Raw genomic sequence first — 25,261 nt, 5'->3', positions numbered from 1 at the left:
TACGTCCTCTTAGTTCTGCAATTCTTTGCTGACCGGCAGGTTTTCAAACTCCTGCTGATTGCGGCGCGCGCCCTGCGCCAGCTCGCGCAGAATTTTGGTCAGGAAGGGGGTTTTCAGCGTGTAGTAGCGTTTGGCGATGATGGCGCTCAGCACGTAACAGATCGCCGGTGCCAGGGTAAACAGGCCGATGATGATGCTGATGGTCGCGCTGTTCTGGGTTTTGGCTGCCGCGTCGTAGCCGCCGCCTGCCAGCATCCAGCCTATCATCGCCCCGCCCAGCGCCAGGCCGAGTTTCAGCACGAACAGCGTGCCCGCAAAGCTGATGCCGGTCAGACGTTTGCCGTTGGTCCATTCGCCGTAGTCGACGGTATCGGACATCATTACCCACTGAATCGGCGTCACCAGCTGGTGCAGCACGCCGATAACGAAGATGAAGCCGAACATCAGGACGGTGGCATGCATCGGCACGAAGAACATCGCCACGCTGACCACCGCCAGCGCGGCGTTGGTCCACCAGAAGATGCTGACCTTGCACTTCCAGTCGGTGAGCGGTTTCGCCAGCGCGGAGCCGATCAGGTTGCCGACGCAGTAGGTGGTGAGGAACGCGACGAACACTTCCGGCGAACCCATGATCCAGGTGCAGTAGTACATCATCGCGCCCCCGCGCACGCAGACGGCGAGAATGTTGAGGATGGTGAGCACGCCGACGATGCGCCACTGGTCGTTTTGCCAGATATCACGCAGATCTTCACGCATGGAGGTGGTGCTCGGCGGCACCTGGATGCGCTCTTTGGTGGTGAAGAAGCAGAACGCCAGCATCAGGAACGCGACCACCGACAGCACGGCGATCCCGCCCTGAAAGCCGAATGCTTTGTCATCACCGCCAATCAGGTTTACCAGCGGCATCATCAGCACCGTGGAGAGCATGCCGCCCGCCGTCGCCAGCACAAAGCGCCAGGACTGGAGGGAAATACGCTGCGTCGGGTCGTTGGTGATCACGCCGCCCAGCGCGCAGTAAGGGATGTTGACCACGGTATAGAGCAGGGTCAGCAGCGTGTAGGTGATGGCGGCGTAAACCATTTTTCCGTTAAGGCTGAGGTCCGGCGTGGTATAGGCCAGCACGCAGACGATGCCGAACGGGATCGCGCCGAATAAAATCCACGGGCGGAACTTGCCCCAGCGGCTGCGGGTGCGGTCGGCAATCAGCCCCATGCACGGGTCGGAGATCGCATCCAGCGCGCGGGCCAGCAGGAACATGGTGCCGACAAACCCGGCGGGAATACCAAAAATATCGGTGTAGAAAAACATCATATAAAGCATGACGTTATCAAAAATGATATGGCTGGCGGCGTCTCCCATGCCGTAGCCAATCTTCTCTTTTACTGACAGGACTTCGCTCATCTTTTTTATCCTTCACGCTGTAGGGGGCGCTGAGACCGGTTACCGTTTTTTAAACCATTGTTTCAGGAGCGGGTATTGCGTTTTCTGGTTAAGAGATTACGTTTCTTGTTTTTTGTGATCGGGATAAAAGTTGGTGAGCACGAAATGCTAACCTGAGGATTTTCTTAAGAATTAACTGAAACAGGGGGATTCAGGTCAAAAGAGAGGTGAAAAAAGTGGTGTGGGGTATGTGGTAAATGCCTGAAAGTAGCTATAATGCGCCCCGCCTCCATGTAGCAATGCAGGCGCGGAAGATCGTCATCTCCGGTGAGGTGGCTGGACTTCAAATCCAGTTGGGGGCGCCAGCGTTCCCGGGCAGGTTCGACTCCTGTGATCTTCCGCCAATTAGCCTCTACAGAACTCCACTGTCTCAAGTAAATCCCCTATAATACCCGCAATTAAAGCTGATTATGTTCTCCCGAGGTCTACTGTCTCTACCAGAATCAAGTGCATTCTGGGGGCATAATGGGGGGCATGATTTATAGTCCCATTTTGAGATGCCCCCAATGAAGCTCACAGTTAGACAAATCGACACAGCCAAGCCTAAAGAGAAGCCGTATAAGCTATCTGATGGTGGAGGCCTCTACCTTGAAGTAACTACCAACGGCTCACGTTACTGGCGTTTAAAGTATCGCTACGCAGGTAAAGAAAAGCGTCTTGCTTTCGGCGTTTATCCCGAGGTTTCTCTCGCTCAAGCACGCGAAAAGCGTGATGCTGCGAAAAAGCTGCTGTCTGCTGGAAGCGATCCCGGTGAAGTAAAGAAAGCAGAGAAAATTGCCCAAAAGCTTAACTATGAAAATACCTTCGAAGCTATTGCCCGTGAATGGCATCAGTTGAGAGCGGATCGTTGGTCATTACGCTATCGCGATGAAATTATTGATACCTTTGAAAAGGATATTTTCCCCTACATCGGTAAGCGCCCTATAGCTGAAATTAAGCCCATGGAATTGCTGGAAACCCTTCGTCGTATGGAAAAGCGTGGTGCATTAGAAAAGATGCGCAAAGTCAGACAGCGCTGCGGTGAAGTATTCCGTCATGCGATTGTGACCGGACGCGCTGAATACAATCCAGCACCCGATCTCGCCACAGCCCTCGCAACACCAAAGAAAACACATTTTCCATTCCTGACAGCCGAAGAACTCCCTCACTTTCTTAGGGATCTTGCCGGTTACACCGGTAGCGTTATTACCAAGACTGCGACTCAAATCATCATGCTTACAGGGGTACGAACTCAGGAATTACGTTTTGCCCGCTGGGAGGATATCAATTTTGAAAAGCGGCTTTGGGAGATCCCTGCTGAAGTGATGAAGATGAAACGACCACACATCGTTCCGATGTCGGATCAGGTTGTCGAGCTCTTTGAGTCACTTAAACCTATTACCGGGCTATACCCACTGGTATTCGTCGGACGTAACGATCGAACGAAGCCGATCTCAAAGGAAAGCGTTAATCAGGTTATTGAGTTATTGGGATATAAAGGAAGGCTGACAGGGCATGGTTTCCGCCACACGATGAGTACCATCCTCCATGAAGAAGGTTTTAACTCAGCTTGGATAGAAACGCAGCTAGCACATGTGGATAAGAACGCGATACGTGGGACTTACAACCATGCGCAGTATTTGGAGGGGCGGAGAGAAATGATGCAGAAGTATGCAGATTACGTAGAAAGTTTAGTCTCTCGAGGTGTGTGAAAATTCAGCAGTATAAAGATTCTCAACCCCTATTAGCATTCTTATAATAGAGATTGAGAATCTTTTTTTCCCTCTAGCTCAAAAGCTAAATACTTTATATTTAACTTACCCGAGCCCTGGAACGCTCCTGCTCACGAATTCGTGCCTCAATTTCGGCATAAAGATTAGCTTCAGCGTTTTCTCTGTCCGTTGCAGTAACAACTAATGCATAAGGTTCATGTTGGCTATTAAGTGGGGTGCCCCACTCACGATCATTTCTAGTTACAACCACAAACCACTTTTCATCTGGAGACCGTTGCTTAAAAGTCCAACTAGAGGATTGTACTGTACCATGATCACGTTGTTGTGCAGTAATAGAACGATTGCTTACCGCATCGTCATTCCTAGAATCAGTACCATCTTGTATATCATGATTAAAGTATTGCTGAACATCTTGCAACGAAGAACCTTTAACAAGCCTGTAAGATATTTGCGTTGCTGTATAATCTAATCGCGTTGTCCTGACTGCTGGTGAATACGCTAAAGTAATGTGCAGTTCTCTTACTGCTCGCTGAGTTCTTAAAAAAGATGTAGGTAATGGAAGCTCAAAGAATTGATGAGTATCATCAGAGATTTGCTCTTCACACATCATAACAACTACTTCCTCGGACGAGCGATATAAACCATCTTCCTCAACAATTCCATATCCAACGACATCTCGAATAACACTACGATTTCGGGTTGAAGGTGCAGATTTATAATGTTCTGTAACCTCTTCTGAGAATGTATTCTCCATCTGCGGTGTCAGCGCAGCGTGATTGACAAGCATCGCTCGCAACATATTGGCAGACATATCTGGATATTCATTGAGTAAACGTGCAGCGAGGTGCGTGATATAAGGTGCAGAAAAACTAGTTCCACTTTGTTCTGAGAAAAGTGTACTTCCTTGGAATTGATGGTGGCAGCTTAGCACACCAAGTCCTCTGGCATGTTGTCGCCATTGACCTCCAGCATTACGCATAGGTGCCGCAAAGTTTCCACCGTGCGCAACTATTTCTGGTTTAAATGCACCTTTCACAGAAGGTCCATGCCGTGTGAATGGTGAAGGTTGATATTCACCTGCAGGGCTTAAATGGCTAATTTCATCAGCACGACGTTGAGCGTCAAATGTTGCATTATGCCTTGCATAACTTCCTGCCGTTAGAACATTGAGAGCAGGAGCTGGATCAATAATAACTGAGCTATCGTGGATTAAATAGCTGGGATACTCTGCCCGCCAACTTTCTACTGGAACATCAGGGTCACTGCTACCATTAAAATTACCTGCGGAAACTACGAAAAGAATATTGTGACGCCTCGCCAGCACATCAAGCACATAAGCAATACCTCGGATGTGCTTTCCATCGTAAGGCGCATTTGCATTGCCAAGTGATAAGTTAAAAATACGACATCCTAGACCAACGAAATATTCAACTGCTTCGGTCAAAGTTGTTTCAATCGTAGCAGTATCAAATTCCCCTTGGGCATTAAGAATTTTGCCGTTATATAACCACATTGACGGTTGCCAGAAATTGCTAGCATCGCAAGCCTCAACATCACCATATAGGGCAATACCTGCAACAGCAGTACCATGTCCAAAATGGTCAGATTCATCTTCATTATCCACGAAGCAGGCACTCTCGGCTATTGCACTACGCAATAATGGATGTGCGGTATTAATTCCACTATCAAGGATGCAAACTTTTACGGCATTAGGTAATGGAGATGGGATATATTCGGGGATAAAATTGATATCTTTGTTCAGTTTCTCATAAGAGATTCCACTGACAGGAAGACGATCCACCATTCGAACATCACGGTGCTCAAGCAGTTTTTCAGCTTGCTCTAAATTTACTCGTACTCGGTACATCAGCAAACTATCAAGATTAATTCTATCCAAGCGATGAATCATATTTTCACGGAGCCAGTTTTCAAATTCTCCGCAGATCCGAGCTCGAGAAGGATGTTGTGTCGTTTCTACCGGCCACAGCTCAACATCTAGACCGAAGGAATCTGAATCAGGAAACCCATACTGTTTCACTGACCAGCTTTTGCGATCCTCATTAGTCCAAACATCAACGCTATCCAATGCGGTTAAAATTTGCTGGTAGGTTATATGAGCGTGACCAAGCTGTGAAAGGTGTTCCTCAAAAAGAGCGATTCCTCGTTCATCAGCAAAGGCAATACATATTGTTTTATCTTCTTGACTGACGAACTCTATTCCATGCCTATCCATATGAGCAATATCTAACATCCCGGTATACTGTAATTTCAGCATATACCGACCATCATTATCCCTTCCTGGAATTTGTGGATTAGCTAATTGTGTAATACTTCGTAATTGCTCAGACAAAATGCGTCCATGTAAGCGCAAGTCAGCACGCTGTGTTCTCGGAATTTTGAACTGGCGTGTGCGTCTAGGGTTCTGAAGAGATTCTTTAGCAATACTAAGATGTTGATATTGTTCCGTCATTTATTATCCCTGACGAGTTTTGTTTATATTTTCCCGTAAAAGTGCATTCTTAAGATCTTTGAGAGTCAAAAACTCTTGGCTACGTAAAATCATTCTCTTGATTGCACGTCTTACAATCCGTTCTAAATCAGCACCACTTTTTCCAAGGAATAGTGAGAGAACCTCATCGTCTTCAAGCTCAAACTGGCGGCGAATACCACGAAGTTTGAGTTTCATCAATTCTGACAACTGATGTTTATCGGGTAGTGGAAACTCGATAGCATCGTCAAAACGCCTCCAAATAGCACTATCCAGGATATGTTCATGGTTTGTTGCTGCAAGAATTAAGCTTTTTCCTTGGTATGCATCCATCATTTGTAAAACAGCATTTACAACTCGTCTTAACTCACCATGATCCCCACTATCCCCACGTTCTTTACCTATAGCATCAAACTCATCGAAGAGTACAACCATTGGGTATTGAGAGATAAAATCAAATATTTGGCGTAGGTTAGCAGCAGTTTCACCAAGATATGAAGAAACCAGAGTATCAAGCCTGACGATGGCCAACGGCATATCCAATTCACAAGCCACTACTTCTGCAGCAAGAGTTTTACCGCACCCAGGAGGACCAAAAAAAATAACTTTACTGATAGCTTTCATTCCGTAAGTGCGTAACACATCAGCCCTACGATTTTCTTCAAGTATCTCTTCGACAGCATCTGAACTTGATTCAGGTAGTACGATTTCATCTAAAGAACGACTTGGCTGTCTAATATCTAGCAAGGGCAAGCCTCGCTCTTTGTCCACTGGCACTGGCGGTGCAGCGGGCACTCGAGAGGTTTGTATCGCATGATCACCATAAAGAATATGTTCAAGGTCATTGGCAAGAAGATGATGTTGTTTTTGTCGTTCTTCTTCAATGATCACTTCCGAAACACGACGGAAGGCCGCGACATCACCTGTCGCTCCAGCTTTTATAAGCTGTCTGAGAACCTTACCGTTAGCCATCTTTTTCCCCTGAGCATACCCATACAAATAAAACCTTTAGTTCAGTTTAGCATCGGCGTAACGCCATAAGAAGTTCGTTCTATCAACATTTCTTGAATCCCTGAAGATTTTGTTTGCATATCAGAATGGGGGTTACATCCTTTAGGGAATTTTATAAAAATATGAATATCAATAAGTTAAGCAACTTACTGATATCATGATAAAAAAATCCCACAACAAAAGTTATATATGATTTTTCGAATGTATTGTTGCGATTTTAGACCTACAGAGTATCCTGTTATTAAACTAACCGGAGGACAGATGCTACTAACATCCTTACAACTCTTCAAAAATCTCTCCGATGAAACCCGCTTGGGCATCGTGCTGCTGCTCAGGGAGATGGGAGAGCTGTGCGTGTGCGATCTTTGCGCGGCGCTGGAGCAGTCGCAGCCCAAGATCTCCCGTCATCTTGCAATGCTCAGGGAAAGTGGTCTATTGCTGGACCGTAAACAGGGCAAGTGGGTTCACTACCGCTTATCCCCGCATATTCCTTCCTGGGCCGCTCAGGTGATTGAGCAGGCCTGGTTAAGCCAACAGGACGACGTACAGGCCATCGCCCGTAAGCTGGCATCGGCAAACTGCTCAGGTAGCGGTAAGGCTGTTTGCATCTAAAAAAATTTGCCTGAACATATATGATTTTACGAATGTGAGGTATTTAGAATGAAGACGTTAACGGTGTTTGACCCGGCAATGTGCTGCAGTACCGGCGTATGTGGCTCAGATGTCGATCAGGTTCTGGTTGATTTTTCTGCTGATGTGCAGTGGCTGAAAGGACGTGGCGTACAGGTTGAACGTTACAACCTGGCGCAGCAGCCCATGAGCTTTGTTGAGAATGAGAAAGCGAAAGCATTCCTCGAAGCATCTGGAGCAGAAGGGCTTCCGCTACTGCTGTTGGACGGTGAAACTGTGATGGCAGGGCGATACCCAAAACGTGCAGAGCTGGCTCGCTGGTTCGGTATTCCTCTGGAGAAGGTAGGGTTAGCTCCCACCAGTTGCTGTGGTGGTAATACTTCCTGTTGCTGAGTATGTCAGGAGGACATATGAAATTCTTACAGAATATCCCGCCTTACCTGTTTTTTACCGGTAAGGGAGGTGTAGGAAAAACTTCTATTTCCTGCGCGACGGCAATCCGCCTTGCTGAACAGGGTAAGCGGGTTTTGCTGGTCAGTACCGATCCAGCCTCCAATGTAGGCCAGGTATTCGATCAGGCTATCGGTAACACCATTCGCCCTGTGGCAGCAGTTCATGGACTTTCCGCTCTGGAAATCGACCCGCAGGAAGCCGCCAAACAATACCGCTCCAGAATCGTTGATCCTATCAAAGGTCTTTTGCCTGATGACGTTGTTAACAGTATCAGCGAGCAGCTTTCAGGAGCCTGTACCACTGAGATTGCGGCGTTTGATGAGTTCACCGGCTTATTGACAGACGCTTCCCTGCTGACCCGCTTCGATCATATCATTTTTGATACAGCGCCGACGGGCCACACGATTCGCCTTCTCCAGCTTCCCGGAGCCTGGAGTAGCTTCATTGAAAGTAATCCAGATGGTGCTTCCTGTCTTGGCCCAATGGCCGGGCTGGAAAAGCAGCGTGAGCAGTATGCTCATGCGGTAGAGGCGTTATCCGATCCTGAACGTACCCGCCTGGTTCTGGTTGCGCGACTGCAAAAATCTACGCTGCAGGAAGTCGCCCGCACCCATGAAGAACTCGCCGCAATTGGCCTGAAAAACCAATACCTGGTGATTAATGGTGTGCTGCCTAAAGCCGAAGCTGAACATGACGCCCTGGCCGCTGCGATATGGCAACGTGAGCAGGAGGCACTGGCAAATCTTCCTGCCGGTTTATCTGAGCTACCGACAGATACCCTATTACTACAGCCAGTCAATATGGTTGGTGTTTCAGCCTTGAAGGGACTGCTGGATACCGGTTCTGAGGCATTACCGCTCCCGGTAACGAACATCCAGTACACGCCTGAAAACTTATCGCTCTCTGGCCTGGTCGATGATATTGCTCGCAGTGAGCACGGCCTGATTATGTTGATGGGCAAAGGTGGCGTAGGTAAAACCACGATGGCAGCGGCTATCGCCGTCAGGCTGGCAGACATGGGATTTGACGTGCATCTCACGACCTCTGATCCTGCTGCGCACCTGAGTAAAACGCTGAACGGCAGCCTCAAAAACCTTCAGGTCAGCCGCATCAACCCTCACGATGAAACCGAACGCTATCGCCAGCATGTTCTTGAGACGAAGGGAAGAGATCTGGACGAAGCAGGGAAACGGCTACTGGAGGAGGATTTGCGCTCTCCCTGTACTGAAGAAATTGCCGTGTTTCAGGCCTTTTCCAGGGTGATTCGTGAAGCGGGTAAACGGTTTGTTGTCATGGATACCGCCCCTACCGGACACACGCTGTTGCTGCTGGATGCGACCGGGGCTTACCACCGAGAGATTGCCAAAAAAATGGGGAGTAAAGGTCATTTTACTACCCCAATGATGCAGCTTCAGGATCCGGATAGAACCAAAGTTCTGCTTGTTACGCTTCCTGAAACCACACCGGTTCTGGAAGCGGCAAACCTGCGGGCTGACCTTGAAAGAGCGGGGATTCATCCGTGGGGCTGGATTATCAATAACAGCCTTTCCATTGCGGATACGCGTTCTCCGTTGCTTTGCCAGCGCGCCCGGCAGGAACGGCCTCAGATTGAGGCTGTTAAGAATCAGCACGCTGAGCGTATAGCGCTTGTTCCGGTGCTGGCGTCAGAGCCCGCCGGTATTGAAAAGCTCAGAGAGTTGATGAGTTAATTTTTTGGCATATACAGGGCGGCAAAGTCGCCCTGTCAGGAGGTTTTATGTTACTGGCAGGCGCTATTTTTGTCCTGACCATTGTTTTGGTTATCTGGCAACCGAAGGGATTAGGGATCGGCTGGAGTGCAATGCTGGGCGCGGGACTGGCTCTGATATCAGGCGTTGTGCATGTGGGCGATATTCCGGTGGTGTGGAATATCGTCTGGAACGCGACGGCGACCTTTATTGCCGTAATTATTATCAGCCTGCTGCTTGATGAGTCCGGTTTTTTCGAATGGGCAGCGCTGCACGTTTCCCGCTGGGGTAACGGTCGTGGACGTTTGCTCTTTACGTATATCGTTCTGCTCGGTGCGGCGGTGGCGGCACTGTTTGCCAACGATGGTGCGGCACTTATTCTGACGCCGATAGTCATCGCCATGCTGCTTGCATTAGGGTTCAGCAAAGGCACCACGCTGGCATTCGTCATGGCTGCCGGTTTTATTGCCGATACGGCCAGCCTGCCGCTTATCGTGTCGAACCTGGTGAATATCGTCTCGGCGGACTTCTTTGGACTGGGCTTCACTGAGTATGCGTCGGTAATGGTGCCGGTGGATATTGCCGCTATTATCGCCACGCTGGTGATGCTGCATCTGTTCTTCCGCAAAGATATTCCACCGACTTACGACCTGGCTCTCCTGAAAGCACCGGCAAAGGCGATTAAAGATCTGGCAACCTTCAGAACCGGCTGGATAGTTTTAATTCTTCTGCTGGTTGGGTTCTTTGTCCTCGAGCCGCTCGGTATTCCCGTTAGTGCAATTGCGGCTGTTGGAGCTGTGATCCTGTTTGCAGTAGCTAAACGAGGCCATGCCATTAACACCGGCAAAGTGCTGCGCGGTGCGCCATGGCAGATCGTCATCTTCTCATTGGGGATGTACCTGGTGGTCTACGGTCTGCGCAACGCCGGGCTAACCGAATACCTTTCCGGTGTGCTGAACGTACTGGCGGATAAAGGACTCTGGGCTGCGACGCTGGGTACTGGCTTCCTGACGGCTTTCCTGTCTTCCATCATGAACAACATGCCTACCGTACTGGTTGGCGCTCTTTCTATCGATGGAAGCACCGCAACAGGCGTTATCAAAGAAGCGATGATCTACGCCAACGTGATTGGCTGCGATCTGGGCCCGAAAATTACACCTATTGGTAGCCTGGCAACGCTGCTCTGGCTGCATGTCCTTTCACAGAAGAATATGACCATCACCTGGGGATACTATTTCCGCACCGGGATCGTCATGACTCTGCCTGTGCTGTTTGTAACGCTAGCCGCGCTGGCGCTACGTCTCTCTTTCACTTTGTAATGAGATACCGATATGAGCAACATCACCATTTATCACAACCCAGCCTGCGGCACGTCGCGTAATACGCTGGAGATGATCCGCAACAGCGGTAATGAACCGACAGTCATTCATTACCTTGAAAATCCACCGTCACGCGATGAGTTGGTCAAACTTATCGCAGATATGGGGATTACAGTACGGGCGCTGCTGCGTAAAAATGTCGAGCCTTATGAAGAACTGGGGCTTGCCGAAGACAAGTTTACTGACGATCAGTTAATCGATTTTATGCTTCAGCATCCGATCCTGATTAACCGCCCGATTGTGGTGACACCGTTGGGAACGCGCCTTTGCCGCCCTTCCGAAGTGGTACTGGATATTCTTCCGGATGCGCAAAAAGGCGCATTTGCTAAGGAAGACGGCGAGAAAGTCGTTGATGAAACAGGTAAGCGATTGAAATAAACATAAAGGGGGCAGACGCCCCCTTATTCCTGCCTCAGAGCATAAGATCTGAATCTTCTGGCAGAGTACTATTCCCTTCACCCAGTTTCATTTGCAGCAAAACCGTGTCAAGCCAGCGGCCATGTTTGAAACCAATGTCCTTTAACGTGCCTATTTCAGTAAATCCTGCGCGGATATGCAGCGCAACAGAAGCGACGTTAGCGCTGTCACCCACAACAGCAATCATCTGACGATATCCCTGAGATTCGGCCCATTTTAATGCATGATCGAGCAGTGCTTTTCCGACGCCCTGTCGCTGATAAGCCGGATCAATATATATCGAATTTTCAACCGTGAACCGATAAGCATGGCGTTCGCGGTAACGGGAAATATAACAGTAGCCGATGACCTTATCGCCCTGCAGGGCGACATACCATGGGAATCCTCGAGACTGAATGTTCCTCAGTCGGTTAAGCATTTCCTGCGTATCCGGAGGTTCGGTTTCGAAGCTACCTGTACCATGCAGAACATGGTGAGCATAGATATTGCGTATCGCGGTAATGTGCTGTTCTTCAGCTTTGATAATGTGCATGGAATTGCTCCAGTAATGGTGTTTTACAAACTACCGGAATTCGCGACAGCAGGTTAAGCACTTAAACTTATAATCTGTATAAGCAAAAGTTTGGCTACAGAAGATGGGGCCGCAGCCCCATCTATTAGTCTGCCATTTTTGCCAGCAGAGCTGCACCCACTGGTTCTTCGTTCTGCAGTGGTGTTAATGCAATACGCTTTGCATGTTGCTCTGTAACGTCATTTAAAGCCTGTAATGTTTCAGGCAGGCAGATATCCAGCGTTGAGATTGCATCAGGGGATGCGTCTGTTAATGGGGCATCTTCTTCCAGATCAACAAACTCCCTGGTGGTGCGGTACTCATCAATCAGCAGATTCCTCGACGCCCGGTACAGCCAGGCTCGCGGATTATCCATCTCGCAGAAACTGTCTGAATGAGCGCGGGCACGCAGGAATAGCTCTTGCAGAAGGTCTGCTGCTTTTTCGCTATCGCCAGTCTTTGATGTCAGAAAGCGAGAGAGTTCGGCTTCATGTTGCCGCCAGAACACGCTCATGCAGTTGTTGAATGCTGTTACATCACTCATACCAGCCCTCAAATTTTGCTCTGATTAACCCGCCGGGAAAGTTCTTCTGCAGACTCTTTTCGTTCGCTGTAGCGATCAACGAGATAGGCTGAGCTACCTCTGGTCAGCAGAGTAAATTTCACCAGTTCTTCCATCACATCCACGATCCGGTCGTAATAAGACGACGGCTTCATGCGTCCATCTTCATCAAACTCCTGCCAGGCTTTTGCGACAGAGGACTGATTCGGGATGGTGATCATCCGCATCCAGCGGCCAAGAATGCGCATCTGGTTTACGGCATTGAAAGACTGAGAGCCACCGCAGACCTGCATAACGGCCAGTGTCTTACCCTGTGAAGGGCGAACTGCACCTTCTGATAACGGTATCCAATCAATCTGGGCCTTCATGATGCCGGTCATCGCACCATGGCGTTCAGGGGAACACCACACCATCCCTTCGGACCAACGAACCAGCTCGCGCAGTTCCATGACTTTAGGATGCGAGTCAGGCGCATCATCAGGAAGAGGCAAGCCAGAAGGATTGAAGATCCGCACTTCTGCACCCATGGCGGTCAGCAGCCTTGCAGCTTCCTCAGTTGCCAGTCGGCTGTAGGAACGTTCGCGTACAGAGCCGTACAACATGAGGATACGTGGAGGATGGGGAACGGCAGGAACGCCGAATCTTGCCTCTGTGATTGAGGTGTCGAACAAACCCGAATCAACATTCTTAAGATCACCTGTCATTTTACTTCTCCGTCTTCTGGGGCATGGTGAGGCAGTCGTCAGTTCCTGAGCAGCATTCTTCCGTCAGGAAGGCAATCAGAGCGTCAAGATTTTCATATCGAGCATGGCAAAAAAGCGTTCTGCCCTGACGTTCCTGGCGTACCAGAGAAACTGATATCAGCGATGAGAGATGATGGCTCAGCGTAGAGGCAGGGATGTCGAGCCGTTTCTGCAGTTCGCCAACCGGTAAACCTTCATGTCCGGCTTTAACCAGCTCTCTGTACACGCTCAGTCGTGTAGGATGTCCCAGCTCTTTCAGGGTGTCTGCTGCTTTTGAAAGTTCCATTTGCATCTCGTTTCTATATTTCCGGAATTGTAGAAATATATCTAATTTCCTTTCCTGGTAAAAGAGGGGCAATGGTAGATGTCGGCACGCTCAGATTTAACCTACGAACTCTAACGACCGAAACTGTCTCTTAAACGTCTAACACATAAATCAAGTCGCGACATTTCGGACAAACCTTGTCCCCATGCCAGTGAGTATCGCACCAGCAGCATCGCCATTGCCGTATCGTCGTGTTAGTAGGTAGAAGGCGCATTTCTGGAGGTGGGATAGTTTTTGGCGAGGTTTGTTCTGGTACTGTTTGGAGCTTGTTAAATCGACATGTTTTAAGCCGAGCAACATTGTTGATATGCCTCAGTATGTGCACAAACGTTCTTGTAGATGTCAGAGGATCAAACTGAACACCGATCTGCAGTTTGCAGTAAATACAAAGCAATGAATCAAAATCAACCTGTTGAACAGATTCTGGTGTAACCCATTCACCATCTACGGTGACGGCGTGAGTGGCTAAGACGAAGTAATTCATCATGAACTCCGTAACAAATGAAAAAAGCCAACATGGTTAGCTGGCTTTGTAGATAGAAGGGGGAAGGAAGCATTACCAACTGTTTCAGCAGGTTAGGTTTACCGGCCTGTTTATGCTCTCTTCCTTTTTTTCAATGAACGTACTTCTCCGCGACCAAAGGTTCTGGCATTACCCGGAAGAACCAGACGTGCACAGGCATCGATTTTGGTGATGTAACTTAGCGCCTTAAGTAACCCCTTGTCCTTACTATTGTCACCGCGTTTCAGTTTGCCGAGGCAGCAGTCCTCATAACGCTCTTTGTAAGCGTTGCAGTTGTAGAACATGCCTTTACCTTTAGTAATAGTTTCATTCCAATATCTCCCGAAAGCATGAGCAATCACGCCATCCTGTTGTGCCTTATTACCATTTAAGATAAATAGCATGTGGTAATGAAATTTACGTTGTGGGCCATATTCCAGTTTCCATACCGTCCCGAGGACATGGCGAAAGATTGGATTCTTTTGCATATTGCGAAACAGCTGCTGACGGTGCTTACGGGCATCATCAGCAGTGATATCAGCTTTGTGCTCATTTGCCCATGATAAATCAACCCGCAAGACCAGCAGCCGGGAATGACGCTCCTGCAGATGTCTGATGTAATTCATCACTCCCTTCAGATTTTTAACCGAAGCCCTCTGGTACTTTCTGCATGCTTTTTTAAATCCTGCCTGGCTCACAGTAAACCGGTAATCCTGTATCAGCTTATTCAGCATTTCTGCTGTGGTAACAGTGTCTGCCCCTGCTATTTTCCCGTTATGGACACGCGAATATAAATCGGTGCTAGTAAATAAACGCTGGAAGGTAGCTATACGTGGATTAGCTATTCGTACTTTCATTGCATCTTGTGGCAACATATTGAGATAACGGATAGCATCAAGAATGGTGACTGACTCAGCACTCTCTTTGTATCCTGAACGGTTATACAGAATAGCGAAAGGTAACTTACGTCCTCTGCTGATAGTTTTAAGACAACTGTCCAGTTGTTCTAATCTGAATCTGAATTCATTGTCATCGGATATGGTGACATAGGGAGTGTTATTCTCAATGTGATATTCAGCATGAGATAACAGGAATGATTCTGGTAAGGCCATAATGTATTTCTCTGAGACCGGTCAGCCATTACTGACCGGCAATGTATTAGTGTGGTTATTGGATGAGTGTCTTTATCTAATATTCAGTATGAATAGTTATATCAGAGGTAGTGTCTGTGTGATAACAAAGTATAAGTGTATAACACCTCAATGAGATGGGTATAAAGTGTTTAAATGGAGTGATATTGTTTGATGATTGAGTACATTAATGAATAATTCATAATGAATTAAATACAATAATAAATAAACCGCCTTTATAAATCACATAAAACCCATGCGCAACAAGGTACGGAAGTATAAAAGCATGGTGTAAAGTTAGTGACCTTTTTATCACTATCTTTAATTTTCTTTATACTCTCGAGTCATTAATGCGGGCTTCTAACCATTCTTTTACTTCACGTTCAATCCAGCGGGAACTGCGGCCAAACTTTACAGGTTTTGGAAATTTCCCTTGCTGTGCCATTTTATAAAACCACTTATCAGACAGATTGGTCAGTTCGGTAATGAAAACCATATCAACGAACCGGTCTTTATAAATATCAATCTCTTTCATGACTTCTCCAAAAGAATTTAACATGAGGACGCCGGGCGGCATCCTTTCAAATGGATAGGTCAGGTATGTATGGATTTACATTTCTATGGAGAGTCTCCATAGTGGTTGAAGAGTCATTACTGAAAGCATGCAGGGACAGGTTACGGCCTTTCACTATTGCGATAAGGAAACTCTCCTTACATCTCTGTCTAAAAAAAGCCACTTTCAATGTAATTTGTCAGTAATACTGGACCTTTCATCAAAAAAAACACTACAAAAAAACTACGAAAAATCTACTCATTGACTACGTGATACACTACATCTAGTATCAGTATAAAAATAATGGATATGCTGTAAATTGAGTCCGGCATTCAAAGAGGTAAAAGATGAGTTTAAGCAAAGGAAAGAATGAGGATTACAGATTAAAAATAAAAACGAAAAGAGAACTATCCGTTTTTTATTGGTTTGTAATGGAAAATAAATCTATGATCGATCGCTACCGTTCCTCACCTCTAAAAAACATGAAAAGAATAAATTCAATTTACCGAATGAATATACGGGATGCCTCTTTACTATTATCTGAAGTTGTCAGCGACTATTATTCAGGTGTCCTTGACGCTATACTTCATTATGAAGGAAAAATAGAAATTTTTCTTGACTCACTTCTTCCAGAATCAGAGTTTGAATGGTTCAGGAAAAATGAGCATGCTTGTTATTTTGTTTGGCTAAGTATAAAAAAACACTACCCTCAACTATCTTCTGAAATGCTCAATATTCAACAGGAGGTTGCGCCACAAAAATTTAGTAATGTCCATTCTCTGGTTGGCCTATCAGGTCTTGATAATTTTAGCCAAAATATTCAGCATGCAATTGCATCAGAACCTTTTCTTTCAGAAATAAACTCGCTGCATGTACATCCCGCATCACACAAAGAACGTTATAACTCTATCCTGTATTTCATGGATCTAGTTCCATCATACTTCATTGATAAATTGTCATTTATAAAAAACATAAGGTCTCAATGGGATGTTAAGTTTAAAGCAAAACGTAAGTTAAATATCCCCGTGGAAAATACAGGTCTATGCCAGTGGGCCTGGGACTATATGAAAAATAAACCATCCATGAGGAAGCGCGTTTACATTCAAGGCACAGAAGCGCCAGAGGGGGGCATTAAATTATCTGGTGAAGATTATTCACTCTCAATATGTTCTGCTGATGACAAAGATGGCATCTGCAATAAGAATATGTCAGAAAGTACGGCACAGGAGGATTACAATAAATCAGCTAACAATGACGCCGATAATGACAAGAGTTCAGAGCATGAAAGTGGCATAAAAAAGGTGAGTTACAAAACCATAGACCTTTCTCCGGAAAACGGCAGTTCTCTATCCAGTATTAACAGAATTGGCTGGCATGATGCATTTGAGATCATTCAGCCATCGACGCCAAGAGAAACATATTTAGCTATCCATGCAGTCTGGATTTTCTATGTTGGAGGAACTTTCTTGGAACCCGAACTATATAACCAGTTTAAGCGTGCCAGGGATACATACCTTACCCGTAAAAGAAAAAAAATAAAAATAATCAGAAATAAATTACAGGAGATGAATTAGTCTGTGGGCAACTGGTGAACTTATAACTTTGTATAAATTACCCAATAAAAGTTCCTTGAAAGTATTCCAGATCATTTCACATCTATATTACCCACATGAAGCCGTGCCAGTATGTATTACTGGCACGGCTTCTTCACATTGATCTATTGCACCGATCGATACTCAAGCAGTGATAGCTTTTAGCTATTAATAGAGAATGATTGATCGCTTTATCAATAGAATATAACGATCGATTCCAGGGAACTGATCTGTAGTAACGATTATCCCATTCTCTCTCAAATGCATACGATCAGGTGGCCTTTTGTACAGCAAAGGGCCATTTTTCGTTTGTAAAACAACAGTAAGGAATCTCTATGTTTAAGGTCACTTCTGCACACTTTCTCAGTGCAACTTTGTTCACCACCGCTGCGCACGCGACCATTCAGGAACAGCAGTGGGGTAACTGGTTTGGTAATACCAGCGGAATGGAATTTGGTATTAATGCCGACAATGATGTTGGTGAGCGCATTACCTTCACTTGCATCGGAGGCCACCTGGGCATCACCTACAGCGTCCCAGCAAAGAACTATTCCATTTCTTCTGGGGCAGGTCTGAAAAAGCCAGGGTTGATCATCAACTCAACCCACTATCAATTAGGCGAAGCTGCATTTATGGCGCTCAAAAACACCAGTGATGAAGGAGTGCTGGAAATCACTGAAGCCAAGAAACTATTGTCCAAACCGTTCAAAACCGAAGGTCTTCAGGAAGCGCTGAAAGAGGTAACCTGGCAGGACTGCATCAGCCGTTAAGCACCTTCTTCGCCTATTTCTCAAAACAGCACAGTTTGCTGTTTTAGCTACTCGTTGCTGGAGTTCAGATACGTCCAGCAGAGCCAATGACAAACGTCCTCAGGGTGTCATCATGACAGAATTTATTTCTCGCTTATTTATTATCTCAGTGCTTTCATTTCCGGCCCTAAGTTTTGCCATCACAATTCCCGGTAATATCCACCCAGAGCGATACACATTCTTTCTAACAGATAGAGGCGGTGAAATGCTTCGCGAAATGAACGATGCGGCAGTCAGCGTAAAACTCAACAATAAAGTTGGTTTTAGCGCTGAGGCACAGAGCAAGGCTGCTGTTGCGAACATATCTCCTTTGCTGTACGCATCATCACCCCTTGAACAGAACTTTATCCGCTACGACAGTAAACCAGTTAAGGCTCTGACTTGTCTCGTAACGGCCCGCACTATGCCGAGTCAGAATAAAAATTACTCATGGGAGGAAACCTACTGCCTTGATGAAACCGGTGCTGCCTACATCGGCACAAAAGGCTGGCCGTCACGTGCTATCGTCGAAAAGAGCTGCGAGGTGGGTGCCTCCAGTTGTCCTGTATATCTTGGTCTGAACAATGATCCACCGACCATGCGGAATGATGCTGCGCAATATATTCCTTATAGCAGCGATCGGGCAAGCGGGCAGAAAGAACTTAACTCTGAGCCAAAATCAACGACCGCTGAAACCGTCGCAGAGCAGGACGGTTATGTGGTGAGTTTTGTTAAAGCCAGCAACTGTGCAGACAACAAACTGATTGTCAAAAACACAAGCACTGGGAAAACCGCTGCAATTGCAGGATTAAGTGGTTGCTCTTTTGATCCGAAGAAAAATGCAGTAATTATCTTCCCTCAAAATGAATATGTCGGCGTTTACAGTGGTCCTACAAACGCTTCTGAGGAAATAGCCTCAGTCGATCTCCCCTAATTACTCTTCCAGTCCGGTATTAGCTTCCTGCGATACCGGACGCCTTTTGGATCAACCTATGAAAACTAAAAAATCCCCGGACGATACAACGCCAGATGCAGAATCATTTGGGCTGACCTGGCCCGTTGTTTTCAGCGTCACAGGCCTCACTCTGCTGAGAAGTAAGTCGGTCATATGCCAGACAATGGGAGCCAGCCTGATGACCTATAGCCTGATAAGACTCATAAAAAAACTCGCCACGCTTGCCTGAAAAGTCCCAATCAGGCAAAACGGTTTGTGTTCTAACACCTGTACCAGACGTACTATCACCTTTCGAAACCCACCTGGAAGCTAGCTCTCGACAAAAGCTGAAGCGTTCCTTTATCAAAGGGCTGGCTGCAATAGTAGAGGACAGAATCAATGATGATGCCTTTGTTTTATCGGTGTGCAGCAAAGCGTATGAATGCTTACCTCTGAACATAAGGCGAGTCGTTAAATACAAATGGTGTCTTCGATACTTCCAATACAGTAAACCCTTTATTCTGCAGCGATTACAACATCACCAGGCCGAAAAGCTAATTTCACCGGCATTACCTGACAGAGAACTCTCGCCACAGCAGAGTCAGCCACCAGCCTCTCCCTGAACATTTTATCTTCCATCCAATGCCACTCTACTGGAGTGGCTTTTATGCCCGTTTTAAAAGGAACCAACTATGACCCGTTTAGTCAGTCGCTTTGGTGCAGTCAACCTGGTTCGTCGTGACCGCCCGTTAACTCGCGACGAACTGGCTCATTATGTGCCCAGTGTCTTCAGCGAAGAAAAGCATGAATCCCGTAGTGATCGCTATACCTACATCCCGACAATTACCCTTCTCGATAACTTGCAACGCGAAGGCTTCCAGCCATTCTTCGCGTGTCAAACCAGAGTCCGCGACCAGAGCAAACGAGAGCATACGAAGCACATGCTGCGCCTGCGTCGTGAAGGCCAGATTACTGGCAAACAGGTTCCCGAAATTATTCTGCTGAACAGCCACGACGGCTCCAGCTCATATCAGATGCTACCGGGGTTATTCAGAGCAGTTTGCCAAAATGGGCTGATTTGCGGTGAGAGTTTTGGCGAAGTACGCGTGCCGCATAAAGGCAACGTAGTAGAGAAAGTCATCGAAGGGGCCTACGAAGTACTGAGAATATTTGACCGCGTAGATGAGAAACGCGATGCCATGCAGTCGCTTTTGTTGCCGCCGCCCGCTCAGCAGGCTATGGCGAAAGCGGCGCTGACATATCGCTTCGGCGAGGAGCACCAACCGGTGACAGAGACGCAGATACTTTCCCCACGCCGCTGGCAGGATGAGAGTAACGACCTGTGGACCACTTATCAGCGCATTCAGGAAAACCTGATTAAAGGCGGGCTATCGGGGAGAACAACCAAAGGAAAGCGCGCCCATACCCGAGCAGTGAAAGGTATTGACGGTGATGTGAAGCTCAACCGGGCCCTCTGGGTGATGGCTGAGAATATGCTGCAGCTTGCTTCATGATCTCTTCCACTATTTTCCCTTAACGCCTTTCCGAAGATTCGGAAGGGCTTTTCTTTCTAAGGAGCAACCATGTCTACGATCAATTTATCCCCGGTATTTCCTGCGAACGAACAGCGAGTCATCCAGCGAGCATTACGTCTGCTGGAGAAATACCAGCGTCAACCGAGTGAGTCATTTACCTCTGCCAGCCTTACAAAAACCTGGCTGCAACTGCAGATGGCTCACTTGGAGCGGGAAGTCTTCATCGTAATGTATCTCGACAATCAGCATTGCTTGCTGGAGCGAGAAACACTGTTTACCGGCACGCTCAGCCATACCGAAGTGCATCCCCGCGAAGTGGTTAAATCAGCCCTGAAACATAACGCTGCTGCGGTCATTTTGGCGCATAACCACCCGTCCGGCACGACAGAAATCAGCCAGCAGGATAAACATGTCACTCAGCGAATTGCTAAAGCCTTGGCTCTGGTGGAAGTGCGTGTGCTGGATCATCTTGTGGTCGGGAACGAAGTGGTGTCTTTTGCTGAATGTGGCTTGTTATGAGGTGCAGAATGAAAATCATCAGTAAGCGCCAGGCGATGCATATTTATCGTCAGCATCCCGAATCCAAGTTATCTGCCTTCTGTACAGGTCACTACCAGTGGCATGGCAGTGTCTGCCATTACTACGGACGTGAAGTTCAGGATATCAGCGGCGTTCTCGCTGTTTTTGTTGAACGTCGTCAGGGCCGGGCAGGCCCGTACGCCATTCTGCGCAGCGTGACAGTGAACTAATCAACCCACTCAGTCATTAAGGAATATACTAATGCAGTCGACCACCTTATCCGGCACATCGGCGGAGAACGCATCCTGCCTTCAGTGGGGTTTAAAACGTAATATCACGCCATGCTTTGGCGCTCGCCTGGTACAGGAAGGCAACCGCCTATACTTTCTGGCTGACCGGGCAGGATTTAATGGCTCATTCACTGACGATGAAGCTTTGCGTCTGGACCAGGCATTTCCACTGATGATGAAACAGCTTGAGCGGATGCTGACGGCTGGCGAGCTTGATCCTCGCAGCCAGCACTGCGTCACACGGCATCACAACGGACTTACTTGTGAAGCTGACACTCTCGGCTCTCATGGTTACGTTTACATTGCCATATATCCCCAGTCAGCTCTAACCAGATAACACCTTCCTCTTCTTTTATCAGAGACTCAACTCATGCATATTTCAACTGTACCGGCAACGGTGACGGTTTCGTCACGCCTGTCTCCTGTCCAAGTTTGGCAAAAACTATTAACGTATATTTTAGAGCATCATTACGGCCTCACGATCAACGATACACCGTTCAGTAACGATACGACGATTCAGGAACATATAGAGGCTGGAGTGAATCTTACTGATGCTGTTAATTTCCTTGTGGAACGATTCGAGCTTGTGCGCATTGACCAGAAGGGTTTCTCCTGGCAGGATCAAGAACCTTGGATAACATCTTTGGATGTTCATCGGGCACAGTTCAACCTTGGCTTGAAACGCTCATAAATCAGCCAACTGATCATTAAGGAAAAACATGTGGGGGCATAATCGGGGGCATGTCAGTAAAGCACATCGGAAAATAATCAATAAATTCAACATGATTAACCACCAAATGCGACTCCTGTGATCTTCCGCCAAAAATTTCTACTCAGATTATTTTATCCTTTATTCACAAACTTTATATCATAAACTTCGCCTTGTTATTCAGGTAGATACCACGAAATCTTATCTTGTATGTCAATAGGGATATTTTCTAATTTGTTAAAAATAATATCATCCTCACTGATATATTTAATATGTTCTTGAACTAAATCAATATCTTCAGGAGAAAATCCATATCTAAGCAATAAAGTATGAATAGGATTTAATGTTCCATATTTAAGCAACCCCATCATTTTCATGGCGTTATTATCTTTAGTCCTTTCATAATAAACACGGAATGCTCCCATAAACGCATCCGTGAGTGAAAAAGAGATTACAGTATCTAAATAGTCATACGTGTCGAATACAATTCTATCATAACTTACATTCTTAGCTTTAATATTGTTGAACATTGAATATGCATTTTCTAAATTAATATCGGGTATTTTACTCGCTGGTTGTATAAATGGAGCATCACCATTTCTATTTTCATCACGATTAGAAGCATAGCTATATCTCATCCCAACGATTTCCTTAAAAGATTTACCTTGGATAAGGTAAAAGAGTATTGTTATTGCATTATCAAAGACGTTACTCTCTCCTTTCAATAAATCTCTGCCGATATAAGACTCAAAAACAAACTTTAGATTTGAACGAACTGTATCTCTTTTTATTTTATTGCGCTCACCTTTGAGAGAACTACCATCAGCATTTTCAAATATGATATCTAATGCCTCTTTAATGCAGAAAATAACGTCCATTCCAGATATTCTATTTATCCTTGAAACTGGAAGATTATAATTTTCATCAAATGAACCATCAAAAATTGAAGAAACAAACTCATTCATGTCATGATTGGGATCATCTAAAACATTTCCCAAAATTGAATTCTCACTCATTTTGTATGTTGAAGTTATTCTCTGAGCAAGCAACTCTGGGCTTTTTGTATACACATAACCATAGTCAAATATGTTTTCTTTTGTTAGCCTGCCGCTTCGTCCTATTAGATTTTTAAATGCTAATCCTCGCTCTTTATCATTATCTGCCTGGATTCGCATGTTCACTAGCCAAATAATATCAAACGGCATATTTATACCTTGAGCCAATGTGCTTGTAGCAAAACAGATTTTTGCATAACCGCTCCTGATAAAATCCTCAATAAGAAATCTTACTTCCAATGGAACTGAACCATGATGAATCACGACACCAATCTTAAGCAGATCTACTAAAGTTGATTTATGACCGTGGTTATTAGCGCCCAATAACTCTTCAACTTTAGAAATAATATTTAGAGCTTTTTTATTAGAGATGACATTAAAGCGATTTATAAATTTTTCAAAATCTTTTTTGAAATGACCATTGTATAATGAAGCTTTCGAAACATATACTAATACTGATTTTGAACCATCAAAGGCAAAATCTTCGAATGAACCATCGAAAGGAACAGCTTTAGTAAGTAAATGTCCTTTTTTTATATATGGAGAGAAGTAATAATCTTTCTCATTCGAATGTTTAAAAACAAAAACTTTCCCAACAGTATTATGCGGATAAGCGTGTGAGTAAGACTTGCTGATATCCAATCCATGTTTTTGCATTTGTGCATTAGGATTTTCAACAAATGGATGGGCAAAAACCAATTTCGCATTTTCAAAATTTGACTTTATTCTTCTTACCAGAGCATCAAATGTAACTCCTCTTTCCTTTTCTTCACAGACTTGTGCTTCATCAAAGAAAAATAAGTCTATTTTTAACTTATCACGGATTGGGAATAAATCTCTTGCTCTTTCAGGTGTTAAAATAAAAATGTGTCGCAAACCTATTCTGTTGTTGAATATTATGTCAGCAAAAGAGGATATCATTATATTTTTTGATTTTCCAAATTTATCTCTGAGATTATTTATATATTCAGCAATTAAAGCCCTCGAAGGGACAATTATAACAACATCCCCTTTTAATTCTTCAATGTAGTCTTTTACAGAGAATGACTTTCCTGCACTTGTTGGCGCGGAAATAGAAACATATTTTTCTTCTTGAATCGCTAACCTTATACTAGCTTGGACAGGCGTTAAGTATTCCTTAAAAAGTCTATGGTTTGTTCTTCCAATCCCTGACAAAATAAATGAAAACAAATCATCTGGTTTAGTATTTTTATAAAACAACCCTAACTCCAAAACTATCCTATCTTCATAGAAAGAAAAATCTTTTTGATGGAATAATTTATAATAGGTTAATTTTTCTAATAATTTGTTGTCTATTGGACCTTTTGTATGTAACTGTAGAAGCAAAGATTCAATACTTTCGCTGGGATTTACATCTTCTTTTATCTTCAGAATAGCTGTTTTCATTTACAAATCACCCCCACAAGATATACTATACTGCACTTACTTAAGAGATTTTTTTGCTTCACACTTTCTAAAGCATTTTTAATAATAAGATCATAGTTTTCAGAGTTTATTGAAAATGCAGCAACCACACCGAAAGACTCGTTATCTAGGTTGTCACAAGCTTCTTCCCCAGCTAAATTTTCCAAATGAAGTGCATCTCTTAGATGCTTTTCTACATTTATAAAATCAATAATTTGTGTTAAAGCATCACCATGAGGATTAGAAATACCTGAATACTTTGCCTCACCAAAATTGACCATTTTTTTAGGACAAACTGTATGAAAATCAAATCCTTCATTCTGTTTTTTTTGAGGTTTCCAAAGCTCTGCAATTGGAAGAGAAACATGATTGAAAAGTTTATTTAATGCCCTTGATGCTCCCATTGAAACCATTATCTCACCAAATTCAACGCCAATATCCTTTTCAGATGAAGATTGAGCTTTTATTTTGTTGAATATATCAGCTAATAATTTCGAAGTTTCCTCTACAGTATACCTATAACATCTTTGTGTACGAGCATCTAAATCCATCATCCATGATTTATCCAAAACTATTTTTGTTAATTCTTCTGCAATTTTATTTATAGTTTTTATTCTTATTACACATATTTTCACCATTACTTCAGCGCTGGTTAATTCATCATGGTAGCACCCCCAATCAACATCATCTTGTGTTCTAATAATATTTTTATTATTCATATAATTCAGTCCTTATTCTTTAAAATAATGAATAACTGTCTAACTGAAAAAAAATATGATTCTGAAAGAAAGA

The 25,261-nt window shown here is 45.2% G+C and carries 26 protein-coding genes and 1 tRNA gene; 15 read left to right on the top strand and 12 right to left on the bottom strand.

The window, feature by feature from the left end; genetic code table 11:
- Nucleotides 1-9: 9 nt before the first annotated feature.
- Nucleotides 10-1,401, bottom strand: a complete 1,392-nt coding sequence (locus ACOTY5_RS18460; protein WP_015570055.1) for a glycoside-pentoside-hexuronide family transporter — start codon at nucleotides 1,399-1,401, stop codon at nucleotides 10-12.
- A gap of 288 nt (nucleotides 1,402-1,689) precedes the next feature.
- Here ACOTY5_RS18460 and ACOTY5_RS18455 point away from each other — a divergent pair.
- Both ACOTY5_RS18455 and ACOTY5_RS18450 read left to right on the top strand, forming a co-directional pair.
- Nucleotides 1,690-1,784, top strand: a tRNA-Sec gene (locus ACOTY5_RS18455).
- A 162-nt stretch (nucleotides 1,785-1,946) separates the two neighbouring features.
- A complete protein-coding gene (locus ACOTY5_RS18450; protein ID WP_023305197.1) occupies nucleotides 1,947-3,131 on the top strand; it encodes a tyrosine-type recombinase/integrase in 1,185 nt (394 codons plus the stop codon).
- 100 nt (nucleotides 3,132-3,231) lie between these two features.
- On the opposite strand, the gene ACOTY5_RS18445 is transcribed toward ACOTY5_RS18450, so the two are convergent.
- Entirely contained in the window at nucleotides 3,232-5,622 is a 2,391-nt protein-coding gene (locus tag ACOTY5_RS18445) for a S8 family peptidase (protein ID WP_023305196.1), read from the bottom strand.
- Between the two features lie 3 nt (nucleotides 5,623-5,625).
- Entirely contained in the window at nucleotides 5,626-6,612 is a 987-nt protein-coding gene (locus ACOTY5_RS18440) for an AAA family ATPase (protein WP_023305195.1), read from the bottom strand.
- Between the two features lie 300 nt (nucleotides 6,613-6,912).
- Here ACOTY5_RS18440 and arsR point away from each other — a divergent pair, with 300 nt between their 5' ends.
- The 5 genes from arsR to arsC are packed head-to-tail and all read left to right on the top strand — an operon-like array spanning nucleotide 6,913 to nucleotide 11,218.
- On the top strand, nucleotides 6,913-7,263 hold the full coding sequence (gene arsR, locus ACOTY5_RS18435; RefSeq protein ID WP_023305194.1) for an As(III)-sensing metalloregulatory transcriptional repressor ArsR: 351 nt from the start codon (nucleotides 6,913-6,915) through the stop codon (nucleotides 7,261-7,263).
- Nucleotides 7,264-7,311: 48 nt separating this feature from the next.
- Entirely contained in the window at nucleotides 7,312-7,674 is a 363-nt protein-coding gene (gene arsD / locus ACOTY5_RS18430) for an arsenite efflux transporter metallochaperone ArsD (RefSeq protein ID WP_023305193.1), read from the top strand.
- 17 nt (nucleotides 7,675-7,691) lie between these two features.
- Entirely contained in the window at nucleotides 7,692-9,443 is a 1,752-nt protein-coding gene (arsA, locus tag ACOTY5_RS18425; protein ID WP_023305192.1) for an arsenite efflux transporter ATPase subunit ArsA, read from the top strand.
- Nucleotides 9,444-9,490: 47 nt separating this feature from the next.
- The gene (gene arsB, locus ACOTY5_RS18420) at nucleotides 9,491-10,780 is read left to right on the top strand and encodes an arsenite efflux transporter membrane subunit ArsB (protein ID WP_023305191.1); all 1,290 of its coding nucleotides are present in this window, start codon (nucleotides 9,491-9,493) and stop codon (nucleotides 10,778-10,780) included.
- Nucleotides 10,781-10,792: 12 nt separating this feature from the next.
- On the top strand, nucleotides 10,793-11,218 hold the full coding sequence (gene arsC / locus ACOTY5_RS18415; RefSeq protein ID WP_017880248.1) for a glutaredoxin-dependent arsenate reductase: 426 nt from the start codon (nucleotides 10,793-10,795) through the stop codon (nucleotides 11,216-11,218).
- 34 nt (nucleotides 11,219-11,252) lie between these two features.
- Here arsC and ACOTY5_RS18410 read toward each other — a convergent pair whose 3' ends face one another.
- The 7 genes from ACOTY5_RS18410 to ACOTY5_RS18380 all read right to left on the bottom strand — a co-directional run bounded on the left by ACOTY5_RS18410 (nucleotide 11,253) and on the right by ACOTY5_RS18380 (nucleotide 15,604).
- Entirely contained in the window at nucleotides 11,253-11,789 is a 537-nt protein-coding gene (locus ACOTY5_RS18410) for a GNAT family N-acetyltransferase (protein WP_023305190.1), read from the bottom strand.
- Nucleotides 11,790-11,913: 124 nt separating this feature from the next.
- Nucleotides 11,914-12,351, bottom strand: a complete 438-nt coding sequence (locus ACOTY5_RS18405; protein WP_023305189.1) for a sigma factor — start codon at nucleotides 12,349-12,351, stop codon at nucleotides 11,914-11,916.
- A gap of 8 nt (nucleotides 12,352-12,359) precedes the next feature.
- Nucleotides 12,360-13,073 carry an arsenical resistance protein ArsH gene (gene arsH, locus ACOTY5_RS18400; RefSeq protein WP_023305188.1) on the bottom strand — a complete coding sequence of 238 codons (714 nt, stop codon included), beginning with the start codon at nucleotides 13,071-13,073 and terminating at the stop codon, nucleotides 12,360-12,362.
- A gap of 1 nt (nucleotide 13,074) precedes the next feature.
- Nucleotides 13,075-13,398 (bottom strand): ArsR/SmtB family transcription factor, encoded by a 324-nt coding sequence (locus tag ACOTY5_RS18395; protein ID WP_032660967.1) that lies wholly within the window; start codon nucleotides 13,396-13,398, stop codon nucleotides 13,075-13,077.
- 130 nt (nucleotides 13,399-13,528) lie between these two features.
- Nucleotides 13,529-13,921: a putative zinc ribbon protein gene (locus tag ACOTY5_RS18390; RefSeq protein WP_071788008.1), complete on the bottom strand. Its 393-nt coding sequence runs from the start codon at nucleotides 13,919-13,921 to the stop codon at nucleotides 13,529-13,531.
- 110 nt (nucleotides 13,922-14,031) lie between these two features.
- Complete coding sequence (locus tag ACOTY5_RS18385) at nucleotides 14,032-15,051, bottom strand: YagK/YfjJ domain-containing protein (protein ID WP_023305186.1); 1,020 nt, start codon at nucleotides 15,049-15,051, stop codon at nucleotides 14,032-14,034.
- 349 nt (nucleotides 15,052-15,400) lie between these two features.
- Nucleotides 15,401-15,604: a helix-turn-helix transcriptional regulator gene (locus ACOTY5_RS18380; protein WP_023305185.1), complete on the bottom strand. Its 204-nt coding sequence runs from the start codon at nucleotides 15,602-15,604 to the stop codon at nucleotides 15,401-15,403.
- 365 nt (nucleotides 15,605-15,969) lie between these two features.
- On the opposite strand from ACOTY5_RS18380, the gene ACOTY5_RS18375 reads away from it, so the two are divergent.
- The 8 genes from ACOTY5_RS18375 to ACOTY5_RS18340 all read left to right on the top strand — a co-directional run bounded on the left by ACOTY5_RS18375 (nucleotide 15,970) and on the right by ACOTY5_RS18340 (nucleotide 21,971).
- Nucleotides 15,970-17,196: a hypothetical protein gene (locus ACOTY5_RS18375; protein WP_023305184.1), complete on the top strand. Its 1,227-nt coding sequence runs from the start codon at nucleotides 15,970-15,972 to the stop codon at nucleotides 17,194-17,196.
- A gap of 353 nt (nucleotides 17,197-17,549) precedes the next feature.
- Nucleotides 17,550-17,984, top strand: a complete 435-nt coding sequence (locus ACOTY5_RS18370; RefSeq protein WP_096962695.1) for a hypothetical protein — start codon at nucleotides 17,550-17,552, stop codon at nucleotides 17,982-17,984.
- A 112-nt stretch (nucleotides 17,985-18,096) separates the two neighbouring features.
- Nucleotides 18,097-18,936 carry a hypothetical protein gene (locus ACOTY5_RS18365; protein ID WP_050582604.1) on the top strand — a complete coding sequence of 280 codons (840 nt, stop codon included), beginning with the start codon at nucleotides 18,097-18,099 and terminating at the stop codon, nucleotides 18,934-18,936.
- A 692-nt stretch (nucleotides 18,937-19,628) separates the two neighbouring features.
- Nucleotides 19,629-20,450, top strand: a complete 822-nt coding sequence (locus ACOTY5_RS18360; RefSeq protein WP_023305180.1) for a DUF932 domain-containing protein — start codon at nucleotides 19,629-19,631, stop codon at nucleotides 20,448-20,450.
- Nucleotides 20,451-20,519: 69 nt separating this feature from the next.
- The gene (gene radC, locus ACOTY5_RS18355) at nucleotides 20,520-20,990 is read left to right on the top strand and encodes a RadC family protein (RefSeq protein WP_023305179.1); all 471 of its coding nucleotides are present in this window, start codon (nucleotides 20,520-20,522) and stop codon (nucleotides 20,988-20,990) included.
- Nucleotides 20,991-20,998: 8 nt separating this feature from the next.
- Nucleotides 20,999-21,220, top strand: coding sequence for a DUF987 family protein (locus tag ACOTY5_RS18350; protein WP_023305178.1), 222 nt, complete (start codon nucleotides 20,999-21,001; stop codon nucleotides 21,218-21,220).
- Between the two features lie 31 nt (nucleotides 21,221-21,251).
- On the top strand, nucleotides 21,252-21,617 hold the full coding sequence (locus ACOTY5_RS18345) for a type IV toxin-antitoxin system YeeU family antitoxin (protein WP_032660963.1): 366 nt from the start codon (nucleotides 21,252-21,254) through the stop codon (nucleotides 21,615-21,617).
- A gap of 33 nt (nucleotides 21,618-21,650) precedes the next feature.
- Nucleotides 21,651-21,971: a TA system toxin CbtA family protein gene (locus ACOTY5_RS18340; RefSeq protein WP_023305176.1), complete on the top strand. Its 321-nt coding sequence runs from the start codon at nucleotides 21,651-21,653 to the stop codon at nucleotides 21,969-21,971.
- A gap of 194 nt (nucleotides 21,972-22,165) precedes the next feature.
- Here ACOTY5_RS18340 and ACOTY5_RS18335 read toward each other — a convergent pair whose 3' ends face one another.
- Together ACOTY5_RS18335 and ACOTY5_RS18330 are read right to left on the bottom strand one after the other, a co-directional pair.
- Nucleotides 22,166-24,451 (bottom strand): DEAD/DEAH box helicase, encoded by a 2,286-nt coding sequence (locus ACOTY5_RS18335; protein ID WP_062934147.1) that lies wholly within the window; start codon nucleotides 24,449-24,451, stop codon nucleotides 22,166-22,168.
- The gene (locus ACOTY5_RS18330) at nucleotides 24,448-25,188 is read right to left on the bottom strand and encodes a hypothetical protein (protein WP_063151591.1); all 741 of its coding nucleotides are present in this window, start codon (nucleotides 25,186-25,188) and stop codon (nucleotides 24,448-24,450) included. The genes ACOTY5_RS18335 and ACOTY5_RS18330 overlap by 4 nt, the downstream gene beginning before the upstream one ends.
- Between the last annotated feature and the right edge of the window lie 73 nt (nucleotides 25,189-25,261).

The sequence above is a fragment of the Enterobacter cloacae complex sp. SHL018 genome, from assembly GCF_049237905.1.
GTDB classification, from domain to species: domain Bacteria; phylum Pseudomonadota; class Gammaproteobacteria; order Enterobacterales; family Enterobacteriaceae; genus Enterobacter; species Enterobacter hormaechei_C.
The sequence above is the reverse complement of the archived record's forward strand: the minus strand, read 5'-3'. Positions and strand labels throughout refer to the sequence as shown.

Bases quoted from the DNA above. Each gene is read 5' to 3' on its own strand.
- ACOTY5_RS18450 (WP_023305197.1), top strand. From the start codon at position 1,947: ATGAAGCTCACAGTTAGACAAATCGACACAGCCAAGCCTAAAGAGAAG.
- ACOTY5_RS18340 (WP_023305176.1), top strand. From the start codon at position 21,651: ATGCATATTTCAACTGTACCGGCAACGGTGACGGTTTCGTCACGCCTG.
- ACOTY5_RS18360 (WP_023305180.1), top strand. From the start codon at position 19,629: ATGACCCGTTTAGTCAGTCGCTTTGGTGCAGTCAACCTGGTTCGTCGT.
- ACOTY5_RS18445 (WP_023305196.1), bottom strand. From the start codon at position 5,622: ATGACGGAACAATATCAACATCTTAGTATTGCTAAAGAATCTCTTCAG.
- ACOTY5_RS18380 (WP_023305185.1), bottom strand. From the start codon at position 15,604: ATGAAAGAGATTGATATTTATAAAGACCGGTTCGTTGATATGGTTTTC.
- arsD (WP_023305193.1), top strand. From the start codon at position 7,312: ATGAAGACGTTAACGGTGTTTGACCCGGCAATGTGCTGCAGTACCGGC.
- radC (WP_023305179.1), top strand. From the start codon at position 20,520: ATGTCTACGATCAATTTATCCCCGGTATTTCCTGCGAACGAACAGCGA.
- ACOTY5_RS18365 (WP_050582604.1), top strand. From the start codon at position 18,097: ATGACAGAATTTATTTCTCGCTTATTTATTATCTCAGTGCTTTCATTT.
- arsC (WP_017880248.1), top strand. From the start codon at position 10,793: ATGAGCAACATCACCATTTATCACAACCCAGCCTGCGGCACGTCGCGT.
- ACOTY5_RS18345 (WP_032660963.1), top strand. From the start codon at position 21,252: ATGCAGTCGACCACCTTATCCGGCACATCGGCGGAGAACGCATCCTGC.
- ACOTY5_RS18440 (WP_023305195.1), bottom strand. From the start codon at position 6,612: ATGGCTAACGGTAAGGTTCTCAGACAGCTTATAAAAGCTGGAGCGACA.
- ACOTY5_RS18370 (WP_096962695.1), top strand. From the start codon at position 17,550: ATGTTTAAGGTCACTTCTGCACACTTTCTCAGTGCAACTTTGTTCACC.
- ACOTY5_RS18405 (WP_023305189.1), bottom strand. From the start codon at position 12,351: ATGAGTGATGTAACAGCATTCAACAACTGCATGAGCGTGTTCTGGCGG.
- arsR (WP_023305194.1), top strand. From the start codon at position 6,913: ATGCTACTAACATCCTTACAACTCTTCAAAAATCTCTCCGATGAAACC.
- ACOTY5_RS18350 (WP_023305178.1), top strand. From the start codon at position 20,999: ATGAAAATCATCAGTAAGCGCCAGGCGATGCATATTTATCGTCAGCAT.
- ACOTY5_RS18335 (WP_062934147.1), bottom strand. From the start codon at position 24,451: ATGAAAACAGCTATTCTGAAGATAAAAGAAGATGTAAATCCCAGCGAA.
- ACOTY5_RS18375 (WP_023305184.1), top strand. From the start codon at position 15,970: ATGAGTTTAAGCAAAGGAAAGAATGAGGATTACAGATTAAAAATAAAA.
- ACOTY5_RS18410 (WP_023305190.1), bottom strand. From the start codon at position 11,789: ATGCACATTATCAAAGCTGAAGAACAGCACATTACCGCGATACGCAAT.
- ACOTY5_RS18385 (WP_023305186.1), bottom strand. From the start codon at position 15,051: ATGGCCTTACCAGAATCATTCCTGTTATCTCATGCTGAATATCACATT.
- arsB (WP_023305191.1), top strand. From the start codon at position 9,491: ATGTTACTGGCAGGCGCTATTTTTGTCCTGACCATTGTTTTGGTTATC.
- arsA (WP_023305192.1), top strand. From the start codon at position 7,692: ATGAAATTCTTACAGAATATCCCGCCTTACCTGTTTTTTACCGGTAAG.
- ACOTY5_RS18395 (WP_032660967.1), bottom strand. From the start codon at position 13,398: ATGGAACTTTCAAAAGCAGCAGACACCCTGAAAGAGCTGGGACATCCT.
- ACOTY5_RS18460 (WP_015570055.1), bottom strand. From the start codon at position 1,401: ATGAGCGAAGTCCTGTCAGTAAAAGAGAAGATTGGCTACGGCATGGGA.
- ACOTY5_RS18330 (WP_063151591.1), bottom strand. From the start codon at position 25,188: ATGAATAATAAAAATATTATTAGAACACAAGATGATGTTGATTGGGGG.
- ACOTY5_RS18390 (WP_071788008.1), bottom strand. From the start codon at position 13,921: ATGAATTACTTCGTCTTAGCCACTCACGCCGTCACCGTAGATGGTGAA.
- arsH (WP_023305188.1), bottom strand. From the start codon at position 13,073: ATGACAGGTGATCTTAAGAATGTTGATTCGGGTTTGTTCGACACCTCA.